The 16,846-nt window shown below is 68.8% G+C and carries 10 protein-coding genes; 4 read left to right on the forward strand and 6 right to left on the reverse strand.

Translation table 11 applies throughout. The annotated features are described in order from the left end of the window. Position 1: 1 nt before the first annotated feature. The 5 genes from EIP75_RS09010 to EIP75_RS09030 form a co-directional block, all read right to left on the reverse strand. Positions 2 to 1,066 (reverse strand): FecCD family ABC transporter permease, encoded by a 1,065-nt coding sequence (locus tag EIP75_RS09010; RefSeq protein WP_125242934.1) that lies wholly within the window; start codon positions 1,064 to 1,066, stop codon positions 2 to 4. Next, positions 1,063 to 1,932 (reverse strand): heme/hemin ABC transporter substrate-binding protein, encoded by an 870-nt coding sequence (locus EIP75_RS09015; protein WP_125242935.1) that lies wholly within the window; start codon positions 1,930 to 1,932, stop codon positions 1,063 to 1,065. The genes EIP75_RS09010 and EIP75_RS09015 overlap by 4 nt, the downstream gene beginning before the upstream one ends. Continuing rightward, positions 1,929 to 3,035: a hemin-degrading factor gene (locus EIP75_RS09020; protein ID WP_125242936.1), complete on the reverse strand. Its 1,107-nt coding sequence runs from the start codon at positions 3,033 to 3,035 to the stop codon at positions 1,929 to 1,931. Before EIP75_RS09020 ends, EIP75_RS09015 begins: the two co-directional genes overlap by 4 nt. Before the next feature lie 19 nt (positions 3,036 to 3,054). Then, on the reverse strand, positions 3,055 to 3,270 hold the full coding sequence (locus tag EIP75_RS09025) for a hypothetical protein (RefSeq protein ID WP_125242937.1): 216 nt from the start codon (positions 3,268 to 3,270) through the stop codon (positions 3,055 to 3,057). 138 nt (positions 3,271 to 3,408) lie between these two features. Beyond that, entirely contained in the window at positions 3,409 to 5,019 is a 1,611-nt protein-coding gene (locus tag EIP75_RS09030) for a M48 family metalloprotease (RefSeq protein ID WP_233584767.1), read from the reverse strand. A gap of 246 nt (positions 5,020 to 5,265) precedes the next feature. Here EIP75_RS09030 and moaC point away from each other — a divergent pair, with 246 nt between their 5' ends. Next, positions 5,266 to 5,766, forward strand: a complete 501-nt coding sequence (gene moaC / locus EIP75_RS09035; protein ID WP_125242938.1) for a cyclic pyranopterin monophosphate synthase MoaC — start codon at positions 5,266 to 5,268, stop codon at positions 5,764 to 5,766. Between the two features lie 27 nt (positions 5,767 to 5,793). Here the strand turns inward: moaC and EIP75_RS09040 are convergent, their stop codons facing one another. Beyond that, entirely contained in the window at positions 5,794 to 7,608 is a 1,815-nt protein-coding gene (locus EIP75_RS09040; RefSeq protein WP_125242939.1) for a PglL family O-oligosaccharyltransferase, read from the reverse strand. Positions 7,609 to 7,768: 160 nt separating this feature from the next. Here EIP75_RS09040 and EIP75_RS09045 point away from each other — a divergent pair, with 160 nt between their 5' ends. The 3 genes from EIP75_RS09045 to pbpC all read left to right on the forward strand — a co-directional run bounded on the left by EIP75_RS09045 (position 7,769) and on the right by pbpC (position 16,838). After that, positions 7,769 to 8,503 (forward strand): TetR/AcrR family transcriptional regulator, encoded by a 735-nt coding sequence (locus EIP75_RS09045; protein WP_125242940.1) that lies wholly within the window; start codon positions 7,769 to 7,771, stop codon positions 8,501 to 8,503. Between the two features lie 233 nt (positions 8,504 to 8,736). Beyond that, entirely contained in the window at positions 8,737 to 14,637 is a 5,901-nt protein-coding gene (locus EIP75_RS09050) for an alpha-2-macroglobulin family protein (RefSeq protein ID WP_233584768.1), read from the forward strand. After that, entirely contained in the window at positions 14,634 to 16,838 is a 2,205-nt protein-coding gene (pbpC, locus tag EIP75_RS09055; RefSeq protein ID WP_338014915.1) for a penicillin-binding protein 1C, read from the forward strand. Before EIP75_RS09050 ends, pbpC begins: the two co-directional genes overlap by 4 nt. Positions 16,839 to 16,846: the final 8 nt, after the last annotated feature.

Below are 16,846 nucleotides of genomic sequence, written 5' to 3' on the forward strand. Positions count from 1 at the left end.
GTCAGGTCGTCGTCTTGAAGCGGCGGTGCAGCATCCACAAGAAGGCCGGCGCGCCCAGCAGGCCCGTCAGCACGCCCAGCGGCAGATCGCCTGGCGCAAAGGCGGTGCGCGCCGCGGTGTCGGCCAGCAGCACCAGCACCGCCCCCACGGCCGCTGACGCCGGCAGCACGACACGGTGGTCGGGCCCGGCCAGCAGGCGAACAGCGTGCGGGGCCAGCAGGCCGATGAAGCCCACGATGCCGGTGAGTGCCGTGACCGCCCCCACCGCCAGGGCCACCAGCACCACGCAGCGTTGTTGCACCGCGGTGACCGGCACGCCCATCAGGCGCGCCTGCGCCTCGCCCAGTGCCAGCGCATTCAAGGCCCTGGCCTGCGAAGGCGCCACGCACAGCACGGCGGCCACCACCACGGCGCAGGCCAGCGTGGTGGGCCATTGGCTTCCCCCCAGGCTGCCCAGCAGCCAGAAGGTGAGCGTGCGCAGCTGGATGTCACTGGCCAGGTGCGACAGCAGGCCCAGGCCGGCGCCGGCCAGCGCATTGATGGCCACGCCCACGAGCAGCAGCAGCGGCGTGTGCACCAGGCCATTGGCACGAGACAGATACCACACCACCCCGGTGACCAGCAGCCCCCCCACGAAGGCCAGGGCGATCACGGGCCAGAAGCCCAGCACCTGCGGCAGGTAGGGTGCCATCACGATGGCCACACCAGCGCCCAAGGCTGCACCACTGCTGACCCCGATCAGGCCTGGATCGGCCAGGGGGTTGCGGAACAAGCCCTGCACCAAGGCCCCGGACACGCCCAGCGCTGCACCGGCGAGCACGGCCATCACCAGGCGCGGCGCGCGAATGTGCCAGAACACCTCGGCGCCTTGCGATGCAGGGCCGGCCCACAGGTCGGCCAAGGTCACGGAATAGGCGCCTTGCGTCGCCCCCAGCACCAGGGCCAGCAACAAGGCTGCAGCCACGCTGAGCACCAGCGCCACAGGCGACCAACGACCATCAGGCAGGCGCCATACCAGCCAGGGTGCGGCCTGCGCCTGTGTCGCCTTGAGGGTGCTCACGGTCATGCCAGGCGCTGCCGCAGGTCGTCGAGCGTCTGGGGCAGGCGGGGGCCGAAGCCCAGCAAGGCCATGGCGTCCAGGGCCACGACGCGCTGTTGGCGCCCCGCGGGCGTGAAGGCCAATCCAGGGAACTGCCAGAAGCGCTGCAGGCCACCACTGGCGTCCACGGAATCCTGCGTGGTCAGGATGATGTCGGGGGCTGCCTGGGCCACGGCCTCGGCCGTGAGGGCCTGGTAGCCACTGCCGCCCGACAGCACGTTGCGCGCCCCGGCGAAGGTCATCATGGCGTGCGCCGCGGTGTCGGTGCCCGCGCCCTGCGGGCGGCCACCGTGGGCCATCACGAACAGCACCTTACGTTCCGCATGGCCCTGGCTGCGGCGTTGCTGATCGGCCTGCGCCACCTTGCGCAGCGCGGCTTGCCACTGCGTTTGCAGATCGGCCTCCAGCGCCTTGCCGGCCTCGACCCGCCCACTGGCCTGGGCCACCACACGCACCTTGGCACGCAATTCTTCAAAGCTGTGGTCGGCCTGCACCAAATGCAGGGCCAGGCCGGCGCCCTTGAGCTGGTCCAGCACGCGGGCCGGGCCTGCCTCGTTCGTGGCCAGCAGCGCGGTGGGCCGCAGCGCCAGCACGCCTTCGGCCGAGAGCTGGCGCATGTAGCCCACCTTGGGCGTCTGCAAGGCGGCGGCCGGATAGGTGCTGGTGGTGTCGGTGCCCACAAGCAGGCTTTCCGCGCCGAGGCGGTAGACCACCTCGGTCATGCCGCCACTGAGGCTGACGAGACGAGGCGCACTTCCTTGTGCGCGCACCAGGGCCGCATGGCCCAGTGCCACCGAGGCGGCAGCGCCTTGCAACAGCAGACGGCGCTTCATGCGGCCACCTCCAGTGCAGCAGCATCGGCCTGCATCAACCCATGGGCCAGTGCGCGCCAGGCAGGCAGCTCGGGCTTGCCAGGTTTGCGCTCGCCGAAGAACATGGCGATCAACTGGCCCTGGGCATCGAACAACTCGACCGAGGTGACCACACCATCCGCGGTCGGCTTGCTGACCAGCCAGCTCTCGGCCACCTGGTCAGCACGCAGGTGCAGGTTGAAGCCCTCGTCGAGCACATTGAGCCAGGGGCCCATGGTCTCGATGCGGTGCACCGCACCGGTGTGGATCTGCAGGCAGCCGGCGTTGCCAGCGAAGACCATGATGGGCAGGCCCCCGCGCGATGCGCGATGCAGCAACCACTCCACCGCCACCAGTGGTGTGCGGCGGGTGTGCCGCCCCTCCATCAAACGAAAGCTCTGCGCACGGCCCACCTGGTGGGTCTTGAGCAGGCTGAAGAACTCATGCGTGTCCTTCATGGACGACCAGGCCTGGTCCAGGGAGGCCGCATCGATGTCGGCATCGGGCCGATCGGCCGGCGGCTGGTACTGGCCCGGCTTGAAGAGGGGGCGCGCCTCAGGCCGCGCATGGCGCTGCACCAGTTGTTCCAGCGCCTGCAGGTCGGACTGTGGCCGCGCATGCACCTTGTGCACAGCCTGGCCGTGCACATCGAAGAACTGCAGGCTGTGCTGCTCGCCCTTGGCCGTGCGCTCGACCACATGCATGCCCACATGCCAATGCATCAGGAACAGGCGCAGGTCGATTTCCGCGCCCAGCGCCAGCCCCACCGGCCCTTGCGCGCTGACGTTGCGGTACACCCCGATCTTTTCGTGCACCACGCTCTCATTGCGGGTCAGGGCCATCACAGGGCCTACCGCCTCCAGGCCCTGCAGCAGGGCGATCCAGTCGCCCTCGAGCACCGTGGCGCTGTAGAGGCTGTCGGCCTCTTGCGCCGGGTGCATGTGGCTGGCGGCGTGCGCCGCGAGGGCCTCTCCCTCGCTGATGCCGAGTTTGCCCGCGGCATCGCGGGCACGCAGGCCCTGTTGGCGCAAAGCGGCGAACTGCTGGCGCACGTGCGCTTGCGGGGCGGTGTTCAAAGCAGACATCGGTGGGCTCCTGGGCTGATCAGGCTGTGCGATGCCCCGTGTCGGCGGCCGACACCGAGGCTGGGAAATCCACCACGAAGCGGTACTGCTTGCCGCAGTCCAGGATGACCTCCTTCTGCCCCCGCTTGAGCAGGCGGACATCCACCCGGATGGTCCCGAACCCGTCGTGCGCCAGGATGTCATCGAGCAGTTCGTTCAGCTGCGATTTCAGGGCGGGGAGGGAACGGTTTTCCACAATGCTTCCTTCTGGGGCGTCGCGGGCCGTTAGGGCTCGCTTCGTGATGACAGACAGGCGCAATGTTAATGGGAATTATTCTCATTCATCAAGAGGCCCTTGTCAAAAAGGCGTCTTGGAGGAAAACAGGACAGCGCTTTAGAGGTCGTCGCGGCTGTCGTCGCGCATGGTCTGGCGCCAGCGCGTCACGCGTGAATCCAGCACCGACAGCTCGATCACCTCGGAGGAGGTGGGCTGCGTGAAGCGCTTGCGCGCCGCGTCCACACGGTCGATGGCGCCCTGCAGATCGCCGGTGGCCGCACTGGCCTCCGCTTCGGCACGCACGGCGCGCAAGGGCTGGTTCAAACGCAACCAGGCCGAGCTGAGGTAGGTCCAGGCCGCAGCATCCTCGGGCTGGTTGCTCAGGTGGGGTTGCAGGGCGTTGACCACCTCCTGCAGCGCCCCGGGTTCAGCGCGGGAATCGGGCAGGCTGAGCGTGGTACGAGCCAAAGCCATGATTTCGGGACGGCCGCGTGACTGCAGGCCCGATGACGGGTTGGCCAGTGCCTGCTGCAAGGTGGCCTGGGCCTGCGCGGCCCGGCCCGTCTCCACACCGGCATCCACTTCGGCCAGCGTGAGCAGGCGGCGGGCCTCGGCCTGGATGGACCGGGGCAAGGCTTCGGCCTCCTTGCGCGCCTGCGCCAGGGTGCGTTCGACCTCACCGCGGTCACGCAACCGGGTGGCCGCCAGCAGGGCCATGTACTGCCGCGCCAGGCGCTCCACGGGCGTCGCGCTGTCCGGCAAGACAGGGGGGCGCACCAGCGGCTGCAGCGAGATGCTGCGGGTGTCCATCAGCACGCGGGCGCGCGCGGCCATCAGCCCATGGCGCATCTGCAGCAGGGTCTGGGCATCGTCGGCCTGGGGCGCGATCGCGGCGTTCCAGGCCTGCGACCCCATGCGGGCACGGGCCTCGCCGATGCGCTCGGTGGTCAGCGGGTGGCTGCGCAGATAGGGGTAGCTGCCGTCGTCGTTCAGGCGCGAGGCCTGCTGCAGTTGCTCGAACATCTGCGCCATGCCCCCGGGGGAATAGCCCGCATCCGTGAGCACGCCGAACCCGACACGGTCGGCTTCGCGCTCCATGTCGCGCGAAAAATTGAGCTGCCCCTGGATGGCCATGCCCTGACCGCCCATGATCATGGCCTGTGCGGCCTGGGGCGCCCGGCTGGCCGCCAGCACACCCAGGATCATGCTGGCCAGGCCCACCCAGGAGGTCTGCTTGGACTGGCTGATCATGCGCGCGATGTGCCGCTGCGTGACATGCGACATTTCGTGCGCCAGCACCGAGGCCAGCTCATCGGGCGTGCGCGTCATGGACAGCAGGCCCAGGTGCACGCCGATGTAGCCGCCGGGCAGTGCGAAGGCGTTGACGCTGCGCTCGCGCACCAGGAAGGGCCGCCAGGCATAGACGCCTTCCAGATCAGGGCCGATCTCGCCGCGGTGGCGGGCAGCCGCCAGCAGCGAAGTCCATACCGAGGCGATGTACTCCAGCACCAGCGGGTCGTCGATGATGTCCGGATCGCGCAGGATGGACCGCATGATGCGGTCGCCCAGACGGCGCTCGGCCGCCGGGCTGAGCGATTGCGAACTGACGTCGCCCAGGCTTGGCAGCAGGTTGCTGTCCACGCTGGACTGGCGTGATACCGCGCTGACGGGCGCGGTATGCGCCAGGGCCGAGGGCGGCACCGCCAGCGGCATGACGAGCAAGCCCATGCCCACGATGCTCGCCAGATGCTGGGAACGGCAACGACGCCCGTGCAAGGCGGAAGGGTGGGCAGGGCGCAGTCGGTTCGAAATACTCATCGGGCCAAGGGCGTGGTAAGCCTCTCAGTATGCGCTGATTGGAAGCCGCAAGCCCTGTTTTGGTTCCACAATGAGCACGGTATGGTGGGCTTTTACATCCGGACAAGCCAGCCCCGGCCGCCCCACCCAAAAACCGACCGCTGGATGATCGATCGCATGTCTTCCCTCACCCACTTCGATGACCAGGGCCAGGCCCACATGGTGGATGTCTCGGCCAAGCCGGCCACCTTGCGCGTGGCCGTGGCCCAGGGCTGCATTCGCATGTCGCCCGACACACTGCGCACCATCGTGCAGGGCATGGCCGGCAAAGGCGATGTGCTCGGTGTGGCCCGCATCGCGGCCATCCAGGGTGCCAAGCGCACGGCCGACCTGATCCCCCTGTGCCATCCCCTGCCCCTGAGCAAGGTCGCGGTCGAACTCGAATGCCTGGACACGCTGCCCGGCGTTGTCTGTCGTGTGACCGCGCAGACCGTCGGCCCGACCGGCGTGGAAATGGAGGCCCTGACCGCCGTGCAGGTGGGCTTGCTGACGATCTATGACATGTGCAAGGCCATGGACCGCGGCATGACGATCACCGACGTGGGCCTGCTGGAAAAGCGCGGTGGGCGCAGTGGCCACTGGCAGCGCGAGGCTGACACGGCGCCGCCTCGGCCCTGAACGCGGGCCAAGGCGCGCTTTGGGGATCTAGCGCGGCAGCACCTGGCGCCAGGTGTAGCGCCCCGTGGGCAGATCGCACTGGAAAGGCCGCCCGGCCGAGTTCTTCAGGACCTCGGGCTTGCGGCAGACCGCCAGGAACTGCTGCCCCATCGGGTTGTTGAACTCCTTGAGGCGCTGCACCACGTAGCGGGCCTGGTCCACGCGCCCGTTCTCGGCCAGTGAACGCGCGTACGCGATCATCAACCGCGAATCGACCAGGTTGTGTAGCGTGCGCCGGAAGGCTTGCGGCGGCCGTGAGGGCTCGCCCTCGTCCGGGCCTGTGGCATCGGCGTAGTCGGCCTGGTAGCCGAACCACAGGCGCTTCTGCCCATGCTGGATCCGCTCCTCCAGCGGACCGGCCCCCGCCCGCGGCGCGTAGATGTTGGCGGCCCACTGGTAATCGATGGCAGCCCAGCTCGCACCCACCACCAGCAACGCGGCCAGCGCCACATGCAGCCATGCAGTCGGAGGGGATTCATCGTGCCTGGCAGAAGCCGGCACGACGGGCTCGGCCTGCACACGGGCACGCGCCGCCAGCCCTAGGCCCCACACGAAGGCCGTGGGCAGCAGGAAGTAGCTGTACCACAGCGGGTATTCGAGCAGGCTGTGCAGTCCCGCCATGCTGACGATGGTGGCCGCAGCGGGCACCACAGCATCGGTGTTCTCGCGAGCGGGCCACCACAATGCCCACAAGCCCCAGGCACTCAAGGCCGTCAGCAGCAGGGCCATGGGCACGCCCAGCTCCACCGCCCACTGCAGCAGCACGTTGTGGGTGTGGTCGAAGAAGGCCACGGGCCGCTGCGGAAATTCAGAAAAAGTCCAGGCCAGGTTGAACTCTCCCCACCCCACGCCTGTCCAGGGGTTCTGCTGGATCAGTGCCAGCGTGTTGGCCCAGATCTTGAACCTGGAGCTGGAGATGTCGCTGCCGTCATGCAGGCGCGACTCACCGGCGAAGACATGGCCCTCACCGGCATGGGACCACCACGACATGCCCAGCCACCACGCGCCATAGACCAGGGGCGCGGCCAGCAGTAGCCACCGCAGTGATCGTGGCAATCCTTTGTCACGCCAGCCCCACAGCATCAGCAGCACCATGGCCAGCATGCCGGTGCGCGAGGCCGTCCACACGATGGCGCCGATGCACAGCACCACCATGATCTGCGCCGCTTCCATGGGCCAGCGCCCGCGCCGCCCCAGCCACGCGGCGCCACAGGCCGACCAGAACAGCAAGGTGCTGAAGTGATTGGGCTGGCGCAGGTTGCCCACGGCACGGCCGGGCGTGGTGGGCTCGGCAATGAACATCCCGTCGGCCAGCTGCGGCACGAACACCTGGATCACGGCCAGCACCACTCCGACCACGCCGGCCCAGGCAAGGCCCGCGCAGACCAGGTCCATCAGCTCGGCCACCTCGATGCGGTGCGCCGCGCGCCAGGCAGTCCACATCACCAGCCAGGCCGACAAGGCCAGGCCTGCGGCCATGAGGCCCATGCCCAAGGGCAGGCCCGTGGACCATACGGAGCCCAGAGCCGAGCCAGCACAAAGCCACAGCACCACGGACAGCCCTTGCACCGGCCCTCGCGCTTTCATCCTGGATTCATCGCCATGCCCGATCCACCAGGCCAGCGCGGTCATCCACAGCCCCCAGCCGAACACGCCCAGGGCCTGGTTGTAGAACGTGATGGAGGGCGGATCACTTTCGGCCAACAGCGTGGGCACCAGCAAGGCCACCAACGCCAGCGGGAAACCCAGCAGGCGAATGCCAGACATGGACGAGGGCTGGGAGGTCGACGGGTTCGCGGTCATGGCGCGCATTGTCCTGCATGCGAGGGCTGCCTCCGGGTTGATCCCAAGACGGAAGGCCTGCATGCCGGGCTGGAAACACCATTTACCCCGAGTTCAAGGGGCGGGACTGTCCCTGAGGCACGATGCTGTTTCGTAACCGGACGCGACAGAATGACCCTGTATGACCACTGCCTTGCCTCCATCACCCGCCGCCCCCCGCGCCAAAAGCACGCGAGGCGCCGCCGGTGAGCGCGCCACACGCGACAACATCATTCGCGCCGCGCTGACCCTTTTTGCCAAGCATGGCATCGATGGCGTGTCGCTCCGGCAGATCGTGGCGGCCGCCGGCCAGTCCAACCCGTCGGCAGTGCACTACCACTTCCAGAGCAAGGATGGCCTGCTCAGTGCCGTCGTCGACCACGTCAACGAGCAACTTCAGCCGCTGCAGCGCCAGGCCATGGACGCCCTGTTCGCCGCACAGGCGCAGGGCGGGCTGACCGTGCGTGAGCTGGTTTCCACCGCCATCATGCCCTTCGTCACGTTGTACGCCTCGTCCTACGAAGGGCGCATGGCCATCCGCTTCCTGTCTCGCCTGACCTGGCAGCGCGACGTGGTAGGTCAGAGCCGCCTGTTCGACAGCGCCTGGAGCTACTGGCGCGATGTGGTCGTGGTGCTGCATGCCCTGATGCCGCAGCAGTCCATCGACGTGCTGATGCACCGCGGCGTGCTGGTGGGCTGCACCTTGCTGCACGGGCTGGCCGACATGAGCATCCTCAGCCGACAAACCTCTTTCGGTCTGTCCGACATGTTCAAGGAACATCCCCTGGTGCTGCTCGATCACCTGTGCGATTTCGTGACAGGAGGCTTGGTCGCGCCCACCAGCGCGCCCGCTTTCCCCAGGGTCCAGGCAGCCTGATCCTCGCTGCGCCCACACTCACTGCCTCGCTCGCGGGCGCCCCTTTTCGTTTGCTCCTACACTGACACCCGCCCACGCACAGGGCAGGTCTGAGTCACACACGGGAGACAAACCGCATGAGGTCTGGCGCTATCTTTGGTTTGACGGTTTCTCTGGCAAGGCGCCCTCTGCTGGCCTGTCTGCCAGGCCTCACGGCGCTCCTGTCCTGCCTGCCTGCGGCATACGCAGCCACCGTGGTGCAAAGCACCCCGCAGGGCGAGGTGACCCAGGTGCGTCAGGTCGTGGTCCGCTTCGACCAGGCCGTCGTGCCGCTCGGTGATCTGCGCCAGGATGCCCCCTACGGGCTTGAGTGCCAGGGCGCCGCGAGCAAAGGTGAAGGCCGCTGGATCAACGACCGACAATGGGTCTACGACTTCGAGCAAGACCTGGGGCCAGGCGTGCGCTGCCAGGCCAAGCCCCGCACCAACTGGCGCCCGGCGGTCTCGGCGGCTGGTACCTGGAACCAGCCCAAGGCCTTTGCCTTCCAGACTGGCGGGCCCGCGGTGGTTCGTGTGTCGCCGTCTGGTGGCGAGGTCGAGGAACAGCAGCACTGGCTGTTCACCCTCAACGGTCCGGCCTTGCCGGCCAGCCTCAAGGACAAGGCCTGGTGCGAAGTGGAAGGCGTGGGCGAACGCCTGCCGCTGGAGGTGGTCACCGGCGCACCGCGCGAGGCCGTGCTCAAGAGCCGCGGCCTCAAGACGGGCGATGAGCGCCAGTTGCTGGTGCGCTGCCAGCGCCCCTTGCCCAACCAGGCCGCGGTGCGGCTGGTGTGGGGTGCGGGCATTGCGGCCAAGTCATTGCCGCAGGCCGTGACACGCCAGGCCCAGCAGTTCGATTTCAACGTGCGGCCCGCCTTCGAGGTGGAGTTCAGCTGCGAGCGCGAGAAGGCCCAGGCGCCCTGCCTGCCATTGCGGCCGCTCACGGTGCGCTTCTCTGCGCCCGTGCCACGAGCCCTGGCCGAACAGGTGCGCATCGAGCGCGACGGCAGCGACGCGCTCAAGCCCTGGTTCGACAAGGACGACAAGCGCGACACCGTCGAAGAACTCACCTTCAAGGCACCGCTGCCCGAAAACGCCAACCTGGCGGTGGTGCTGCCGGCCAAGCTCAAAGACACCGCCGACCGATCCGTGGCCAACGCCCATGCCTTCCCGATGGCCGTGCGCACAGGCGGGATGCCGCCACTGGCCAAGTTCGCCACGGCACCTTTCGGCGTGGTCGAGCTGGAAAGCGATCCCGGTCAGCCGCCCTTGCTGCCCATCACGGTGCGCCATGTCGAGGCCGACCTGGGCATCAAGACACTCGATGCCAGCAAGGCCGGCCTCAACGGCAAGAGCAAGACGCTCACGCAGGACATCGACATCCTGCGCTGGATCGCCAAGGTGCAAAAACACCACGAGACCTCCTTCAGCGCGAAGGAGCTCGGCCGCCCGGCATCGCAGTGGAAGGAATGGCGCATCGAGCGCGACGGCAACGGCCGCGAGATCCGCTACGAGACCGAACGCCGCATCGGCGCGCGCGAGCTGTCGCTGCTCAATGCGGAAAAACAGACGCAACCCCTGAAGCTGCCGCCCACCGATGCCAAGGACACCCGTCCGTTCGAGGTCGTCGGCATCCCCCTGCCCGGCCCTGGCTATCACGTGGTCGAGGTCGCATCGCCCCGGCTGGGTGCCTCCTTGCTGGCGCAGCCCGCCCCCATGTATGTGCGCACCGGTGTGCTGGTCAGCAACCTGGGCGTGCACTTCAAGCTGGGCCGCGAGAACAGCCTGGTGTGGGTGACCACGCTGGACAAGGCGCGTCCGGTGCCGGGCGCCGACGTGGCCATCAGCAATTGCCGCGGCGAGCCGCTGTGGAAAGGCCGCACCGATGCCCAAGGGCGTGCCGTGGTGAACCAGCCGCTGGCCGTCTCCCGCTATGAAGGTTGCCTGGTCGACAACGGCCTGTTCGTCTCGGCCCGCAAGGCCATCGATCAAGGGCCTTACAAGGGGCAGACGGACCTGGCCTTCGCGTTCACGGATTGGAACAAGGGCGTCGAGCCCTGGCGTTTCAACGTGCCGACCGCCTCGCCCGAGTACACCAACACGGCAGACGAGATGCGCGTGCACACCGTCACCGACCGCGCCCTGCTGCGCGCTGGCGAGACGGTGTCGATGAAGCATTTCGCACGCGTGGAGACCCGCCATGGCTTGGCCGCCCTGCCGCGCGAGCGCTGGCCCGCCAGCCTGCGCATCGTGCACACCGGCAGTGGCGACGAGATCACGCAGCCCCTGACCTGGCGCCCCAACGGCACCGCCCTGTCCACCTGGGCCATTCCCCAGGATGCCAAGCTCGGTGTCTACGAGGTCTACCTGCGTGGCCAGGGCCCCGGCAGCCAGTACGGCACGCTTGCCGGACAGTTCCGCGTCGAAGAGTTCCGCCTGCCGCTGATCCAGGCCCGCGTGGCCGGCCCCAAGGACCTGCAGGTCTCGCCCGCCGAACTGCCGCTGTCCGTGCAGATGAGCTTTTTGTCGGGCGGTGGCTTTGGCGGTGCGCCCGGCCGTGTCAGCGCCCTGCTGCGCGAGCGCAATGTGCATTTCGCGCGGTATGACGAATTCAATTTCGAACCGCCCCGCGCGCCGCGCGACAACGCCCAGGCCAGCAACGACGATGACAACGGCGACGAGGGCGACCCTGGCCAGGCCGCAGGCGGCCGGCTGATCGCCGACAAGCTGCCGCTGGTGACCGACCGCGAGGGCAATGCCCGCATCGTGCTGCCCAAGCTGCCGCCCACGCGCCGGCCCATGGCCGTGCAGGCCGAGCTCAGCTTCAACGACCCCAACGGCGAGGTGCAGACGGTGTCCACCGAGGTGGCGCTGTGGCCCAGCCAGGTGGTGCTGGGTTTGAAGACAGGCAGCTGGGCCAGCACCCGCGGCCAGGTCAAGTTCCAGGCCCTGGCGCTGGACACCACCGGCAAGCCGCTGCCCAAGCAGGACATCAAGGTCATCGCCCGCGTCAGCCAGCACCTGAGCACGCGCAAGCGCATCGTCGGGGGCTTCTACAGCTACGACAACCGCACCGAGGTAAAGGACCTGGGCACCGTGTGCAGCGGCCAGACCGATGCCCGCGGCCTGCTGCTGTGCGAGGCCGAACTGGATTCCGCTGGCGAAGTGGAACTGGTCGCCCAGGCCAAGGACGCACGCGGCAACGCCGCCGAAGCCGCCACCACCGTGTGGGTCACGCGCCATGGCGAGCTGTGGTTCTCGCAGGACAACGACGACCGCATGGACGTGCTGCCCGAGAAGAAAAGCTACGAGCCCGGCGAGACCGCACGCCTGCAGGTGCGCATGCCCTACCGCGAGGCCACGGTGCTGGTCACGGTCGAGCGCGAAGGTGTGATCGACAGCCGGGTGCTGACGCTCAAGGGCGACGACCCGACCATTGAACTGCCCATCCCGAAAGCCACCAGCTGGGCGCCCAATGTGTTCGTCAGCGTGATGGCCTTGCGTGGCCGCGTGCACGAGGTGCCGTGGTACTCCTTCTTCACCTGGGGCTGGCGCAAGCCGCTGGCCTGGTGGGACGCCTACTGGAACGAGGGCCGCCAGTACCAGGCGCCCACCGCCATGGTCGACCTGTCGCGCCCCTCCTTCAAGCTGGGCGTGGCGCAGTTGCACATCGGCCGCGCACTGCATGAGCTCGATGTGGCTGTCACCCCCGACAAGCAGCGCTACAGCATCCGCCAGACCGTGCGCACCAAGGTGCGTGTCACGCAAGGCGGCCAGCCCGTCCAAGGCGAAGTCGCTTTCGCCGCGGTCGACGAGGCCCTGCTGGCCCTGGCCGACAACCCCTCCTGGAAGCTGCTCGACGGTCTGCTGCAGGACCGTGCCTGGGGCGTCCAGACCAGCACTGCGCAAAACGAGATCATCGGCCGGCGCCACTACGGCCGCAAGGCCATCGCCCCCGGCGGTGGTGGCGGCCACAGCGCCAGCCGCGAACTGTTCGACACCCTGCTGCTGTGGCGTGGCGATGTCGCGCTCGATGCCAATGGCGAGGCCGTCATCGACGTGCCGCTCAACGACTCGCTCACCAGCTTCCGCCTGGTGGCCATCGCCCAAGGCCCCGGCCGCCTGAAGACCTCGCCGCCCCAGGAGGCCTTTGGCACGGGCAGTGCCAGCGTGCAGGTCAGCCAGGATCTGCGGATGCTGTCGGGCCTGCCGCCCCTGGTGCGCGAAGGCGACCGCTTCGACGCCCTCTTCACCTTGCGCAACACCACGGGCCAGCCCATGAAGGTGCGGGCAGAGCTCAAACCAGCCGAGGGCAACACCACGCCGCCGCCCACCGCACAAGAGGTGGACGTGCCAGCGCAAGGCGCCCGCGAGATCCGCTGGACACTCACCGTGCCCGCCGGCATCACCGCGCTGCACTGGCAGGCCTCGGCCACCACGGCTCGCCCGGGCGTGGCCGACCGCGTCACGCTGAAGCAGCAGGTGCAGCCCGCCGTGCCCGAGCGGATGTTGCAGGCCACGCTGCGCCAACTCGACGGCCCCTTGAGCCTGCCCGTGCAGCCCCCGGCCGATGGCCTCACGCTCCCGACACCCGAAGGCACCCGTGCCCGAGGCGGTGTGCGCATCGAGGTGCAGCCCAAGCTCACGGGCGCCCTGCCCGGCCTGCGTCGCTACTTCGAAACCTATCCCTTCGTGTGCCTGGAGCAGCAGACCTCCAAGGCCGTTGGCTTGAAGGATGCAGCCCTGTGGGACAGCGTGGCCAAGCGCCTGCCCACCTACCTCGACAGCGACGGCCTGGCCCTGTACTTCCCGCCATCCGCAGGCGATGCCCCCCGCGGCAACGACCGGCTCACCGCCTACCTGCTGGCCGCCACCCATGAAGCAGGGTTTGCGCTGCCCGACAAACCGCGTGAGCAGATGCTCGAAGGCCTCACCGCCTTCGTGCAGGGCCGCGTGATGCGCGAATCCTGGAGCCCCTCCGGCCGACCGCAGACTTTGAACCTGGCGGTGCGCAAGCTGGCGGCCATCGAAGCCCTGAGCCGCTATGGCCGCGCCGAGCCGCGCATGCTCGACAGCGTCACCATCGAACCTCAGATCTGGCCCACAGCGGCCTTGATCGACTGGCTGAACATCCTGCAGCGCCTGGACGGCATTCCCTCGCGCGACCAGCGCCTGGCCGAGGCCGAGAACACCCTGCGCGCCCGCCTGACCTATGCGGGCACCACGCTGAAGTTCTCCACCGAGGCCGATGACTTCTGGTGGTGGCTGATGGACAGCGCCGACGCCAACGCCGCGCGCCTGATCCTGGCCGTGATCGACCGCCCGGGCTGGAAGGATGAGCTGCCCCGACTGGTGACCGGCAGCCTGGGCCGACAGCGCCAGGGCGCCTGGCTCACTACCACCGCCAACCTGTGGGGTTCTCTGGCGCTCGACAAGTTCTCGCAGCGCTTCGAGAACGTCCCCGTCACGGGCACCACCGTGACCCAGCTGGGCGGCGTCAGCCTGAGCCACAACTGGTCGGCCCAACCGCAAGGAGGTGGCCAGCGTCTGCCCTGGCCCGTCGTGCCGGCCAATCAGCGCGCGGCCATCACGCCGCTCACCGCACAGCAGCAAGGCACAGGCAAGCCCTGGCTCACCGTTCAGGCGCTCGCGGCCATCCCGCTCAAGGCCCCGCTCAGCGCGGGCTACCGCGTGCAGCGGCAGGTGTCCATCGTCGATGGCGATGAGCTCAAGCCTGTGCCTGCGGGGCCCCTGCCACGCGGCACGCTGCTGCGCGTGCGCCTGGTCGTTGATGCCCAGAGCGACATGACCTGGGTGGCCCTGAACGACCCCATCCCCGCCGGCAGCACCGTGATGGGAAGCGGCCTGGGCCGCGACTCCGCCCTGTCCACCCGGGGCGAGACCCAACAGGGCATCTGGCCCGCCTATGTCGAGCGCCGCTTCGATGCCTACCGCGCGTACTACGAATGGATGCCCAAGGGCCACCATGAGATCGACTACACCGTGCGCCTGAACAACCCGGGCAGCTTCCAGATGCCGCCCACGCGCATCGAGGCCTTGTACGCACCGGACAGCTTCGGCGAAGCGCCCAACGCCGTGGTGGAGGTCAAGCCGTGACACGGCGCCCCGCGGCGATCCTGTGGGCCGCCATGGCCCTGGGGTTCGCCACGACGGTGGTCCATGCCCTGCCCAGCTACCAGCAGGTCCGCCAGGCCTACACGCCCAGCGACCTGAGCCTGCTCGATCGCCATGGTCAGCCCCTGCAGACCGTGCGCGTTGACAACCGCGCGCGCCGCCTGTCCTGGGTCGGCCTGCAGGAGGTCTCGCCCGCCCTGCGCATGGCCATCGTGCTGTCCGAAGACCAGCGCTTCTGGGCACACGGTGGTGTGGATTGGCGCGCCGTGGCCGCCAGCACCTGGGCCAATGCCTGGAACCAGCGCACGCGTGGGGCCTCCACCGTCACCATGCAGCTGGCCGGCCTGCTCGACAAGGCCCAGGCCCGCCCCGCCGATGGCCGCAGCATCACGGGCAAGCTCCGCCAGACCATGGGCGCCGCCACGCTGGAGCGCCAATGGCGCAAGAGCGACATCCTAGAGGCCTACCTCAACCTGGTGCCCTTCCGGGGCGAGCTGGTCGGCCTGCACGCCCTGTCGCTCACCCTGTTCGGCAAACACCCTTCGGGCCTGGATGCACAAGAGGCCGCCATCGCGGCTGCCCTGGTGCGCGGCCCCAATGCCGCGCCGGCCGTCGTCAGCCAGCGCGCCTGCCAGGTCTTGCGCCAGATGCAGCCAGGCCAAGGCTGTGCCGGCCTGGCCTTGTTCACCCAGGCCGCACTGCAGCGCAAGGGCGGCATGCCGCTGGGCGAGCAGGCGGCCCCTCATGCCGCTCGCCAGGTCCTGCAGGCCGCGCGTGAAGCGGGCCAGGGCAAAGGCGCCGCCGCACCGTGGCCCTCGGCGCTGCGCACCACGCTCGATGCCACCACACAGCGCCTGGCCACGCAGTTGCTCAAGCAGCAGTTGGCCGAACTGGGCCGCCGTGATGTCGAGGATGGGGCCGTCATCGTTCTGGACAATGCCACGGGCGACGTGCTGGCCTGGGTCGGTTCGGCCGGCAGCCTGGCCTCCGCGCGCGAGGTCGATGGCGTCATCGCACGGCGCCAGCCCGGCTCCACCCTCAAGCCCTTCATTTATGAGCTGGCTTTCGAGCGCCGCCTGCTCACACCGGCCAGCCTGCTCGACGATTCACCCGTGCAGATGCCCACCACCAATGGCCTGTACACCCCGCAGAACTACGACCGCCAGTTCAAGGGCTGGGTCAGCACCCGGCACGCGCTGGGCAGCAGCCTGAACATCCCTGCCGTGCGTGCCGGCGCCATGCTGGGCGAACAGGCCGTGGCCCAGCGGTTCAACGCGCTGGGCCTGGCCTTGCGCGAGCCCGGCGGGTTCTACGGCCCAGGCCTGGCCCTGGGCAGCGCCGAAGTCACCCTGCGCGACCTGGCCAATGCCTACCGGGCGCTGGCGCAGGGCGGCGTGTGGTCGCCCGTCCGCTGGCTGCCCATCGACACGAAGGCCCGACCATCGGCAGCCCAGCCCCCCCGCCGCGTCATGCAGCCCCAGGCCGTCTACCTCGTCACCCACATCCTGGCAGACAACAGCGCCCGGGCCGCCACCTTCGGCCTGGACAGCCAGCTCGCCACACGCGGCTTTGCCGCCGTCAAGACCGGCACCAGCAAGGACATGCGCGACAACTGGTGCCTGGGCTACAGCGACCGCTACACCGTCGGCGTGTGGATCGGCAACGCCAGCGGCGCGCCCATGCAGGCTGTCAGCGGCACCACCGGCGCCGCGCCCGTGTGGTCACGCCTGATGGCCGAATTGCACCGGGGCACGCCCTCGCGTCCGCCCACGCCGCCCGCGGGGGTGATCGAGCAGCCCGTCCGTTTTGCGGGTTGGGCGCAGGCCGAACCCGCACGCGATGAATGGTTCATCGCAGGTACCCAACAGGCCGTATGGCAGGTGCAGCCGCCGCCGGTCCTCCGGGTCATCCGCAATCCGCAGGACAGCGCCATCTACGCCCTGGATCCCGACATCCCGCCCAACGTACAGCGCCTGAGCTTTGAAACAGGCACGGTCCTGGGCCGCCGGCACAGCTGGTGGCTTGATGGCAAGCGATTGCGTACCACTTCGGCTGGCAGCCCACAGCCCTGGCTGCCCTGGCCTGGCCGCCACACCCTGGAACTGCGCGAAGGCAACACGGTGATCGATCGAGTTCGATTCGAGGTGCGGGGCGCCGCGCCCCGGCGCCAGGCGGCCTCCTGAGCCTGGGC

The organism is Aquabacterium soli, assembly GCF_003933735.1.
In the GTDB taxonomy this organism is placed as follows: domain Bacteria; phylum Pseudomonadota; class Gammaproteobacteria; order Burkholderiales; family Burkholderiaceae_C; genus Aquabacterium; species Aquabacterium soli.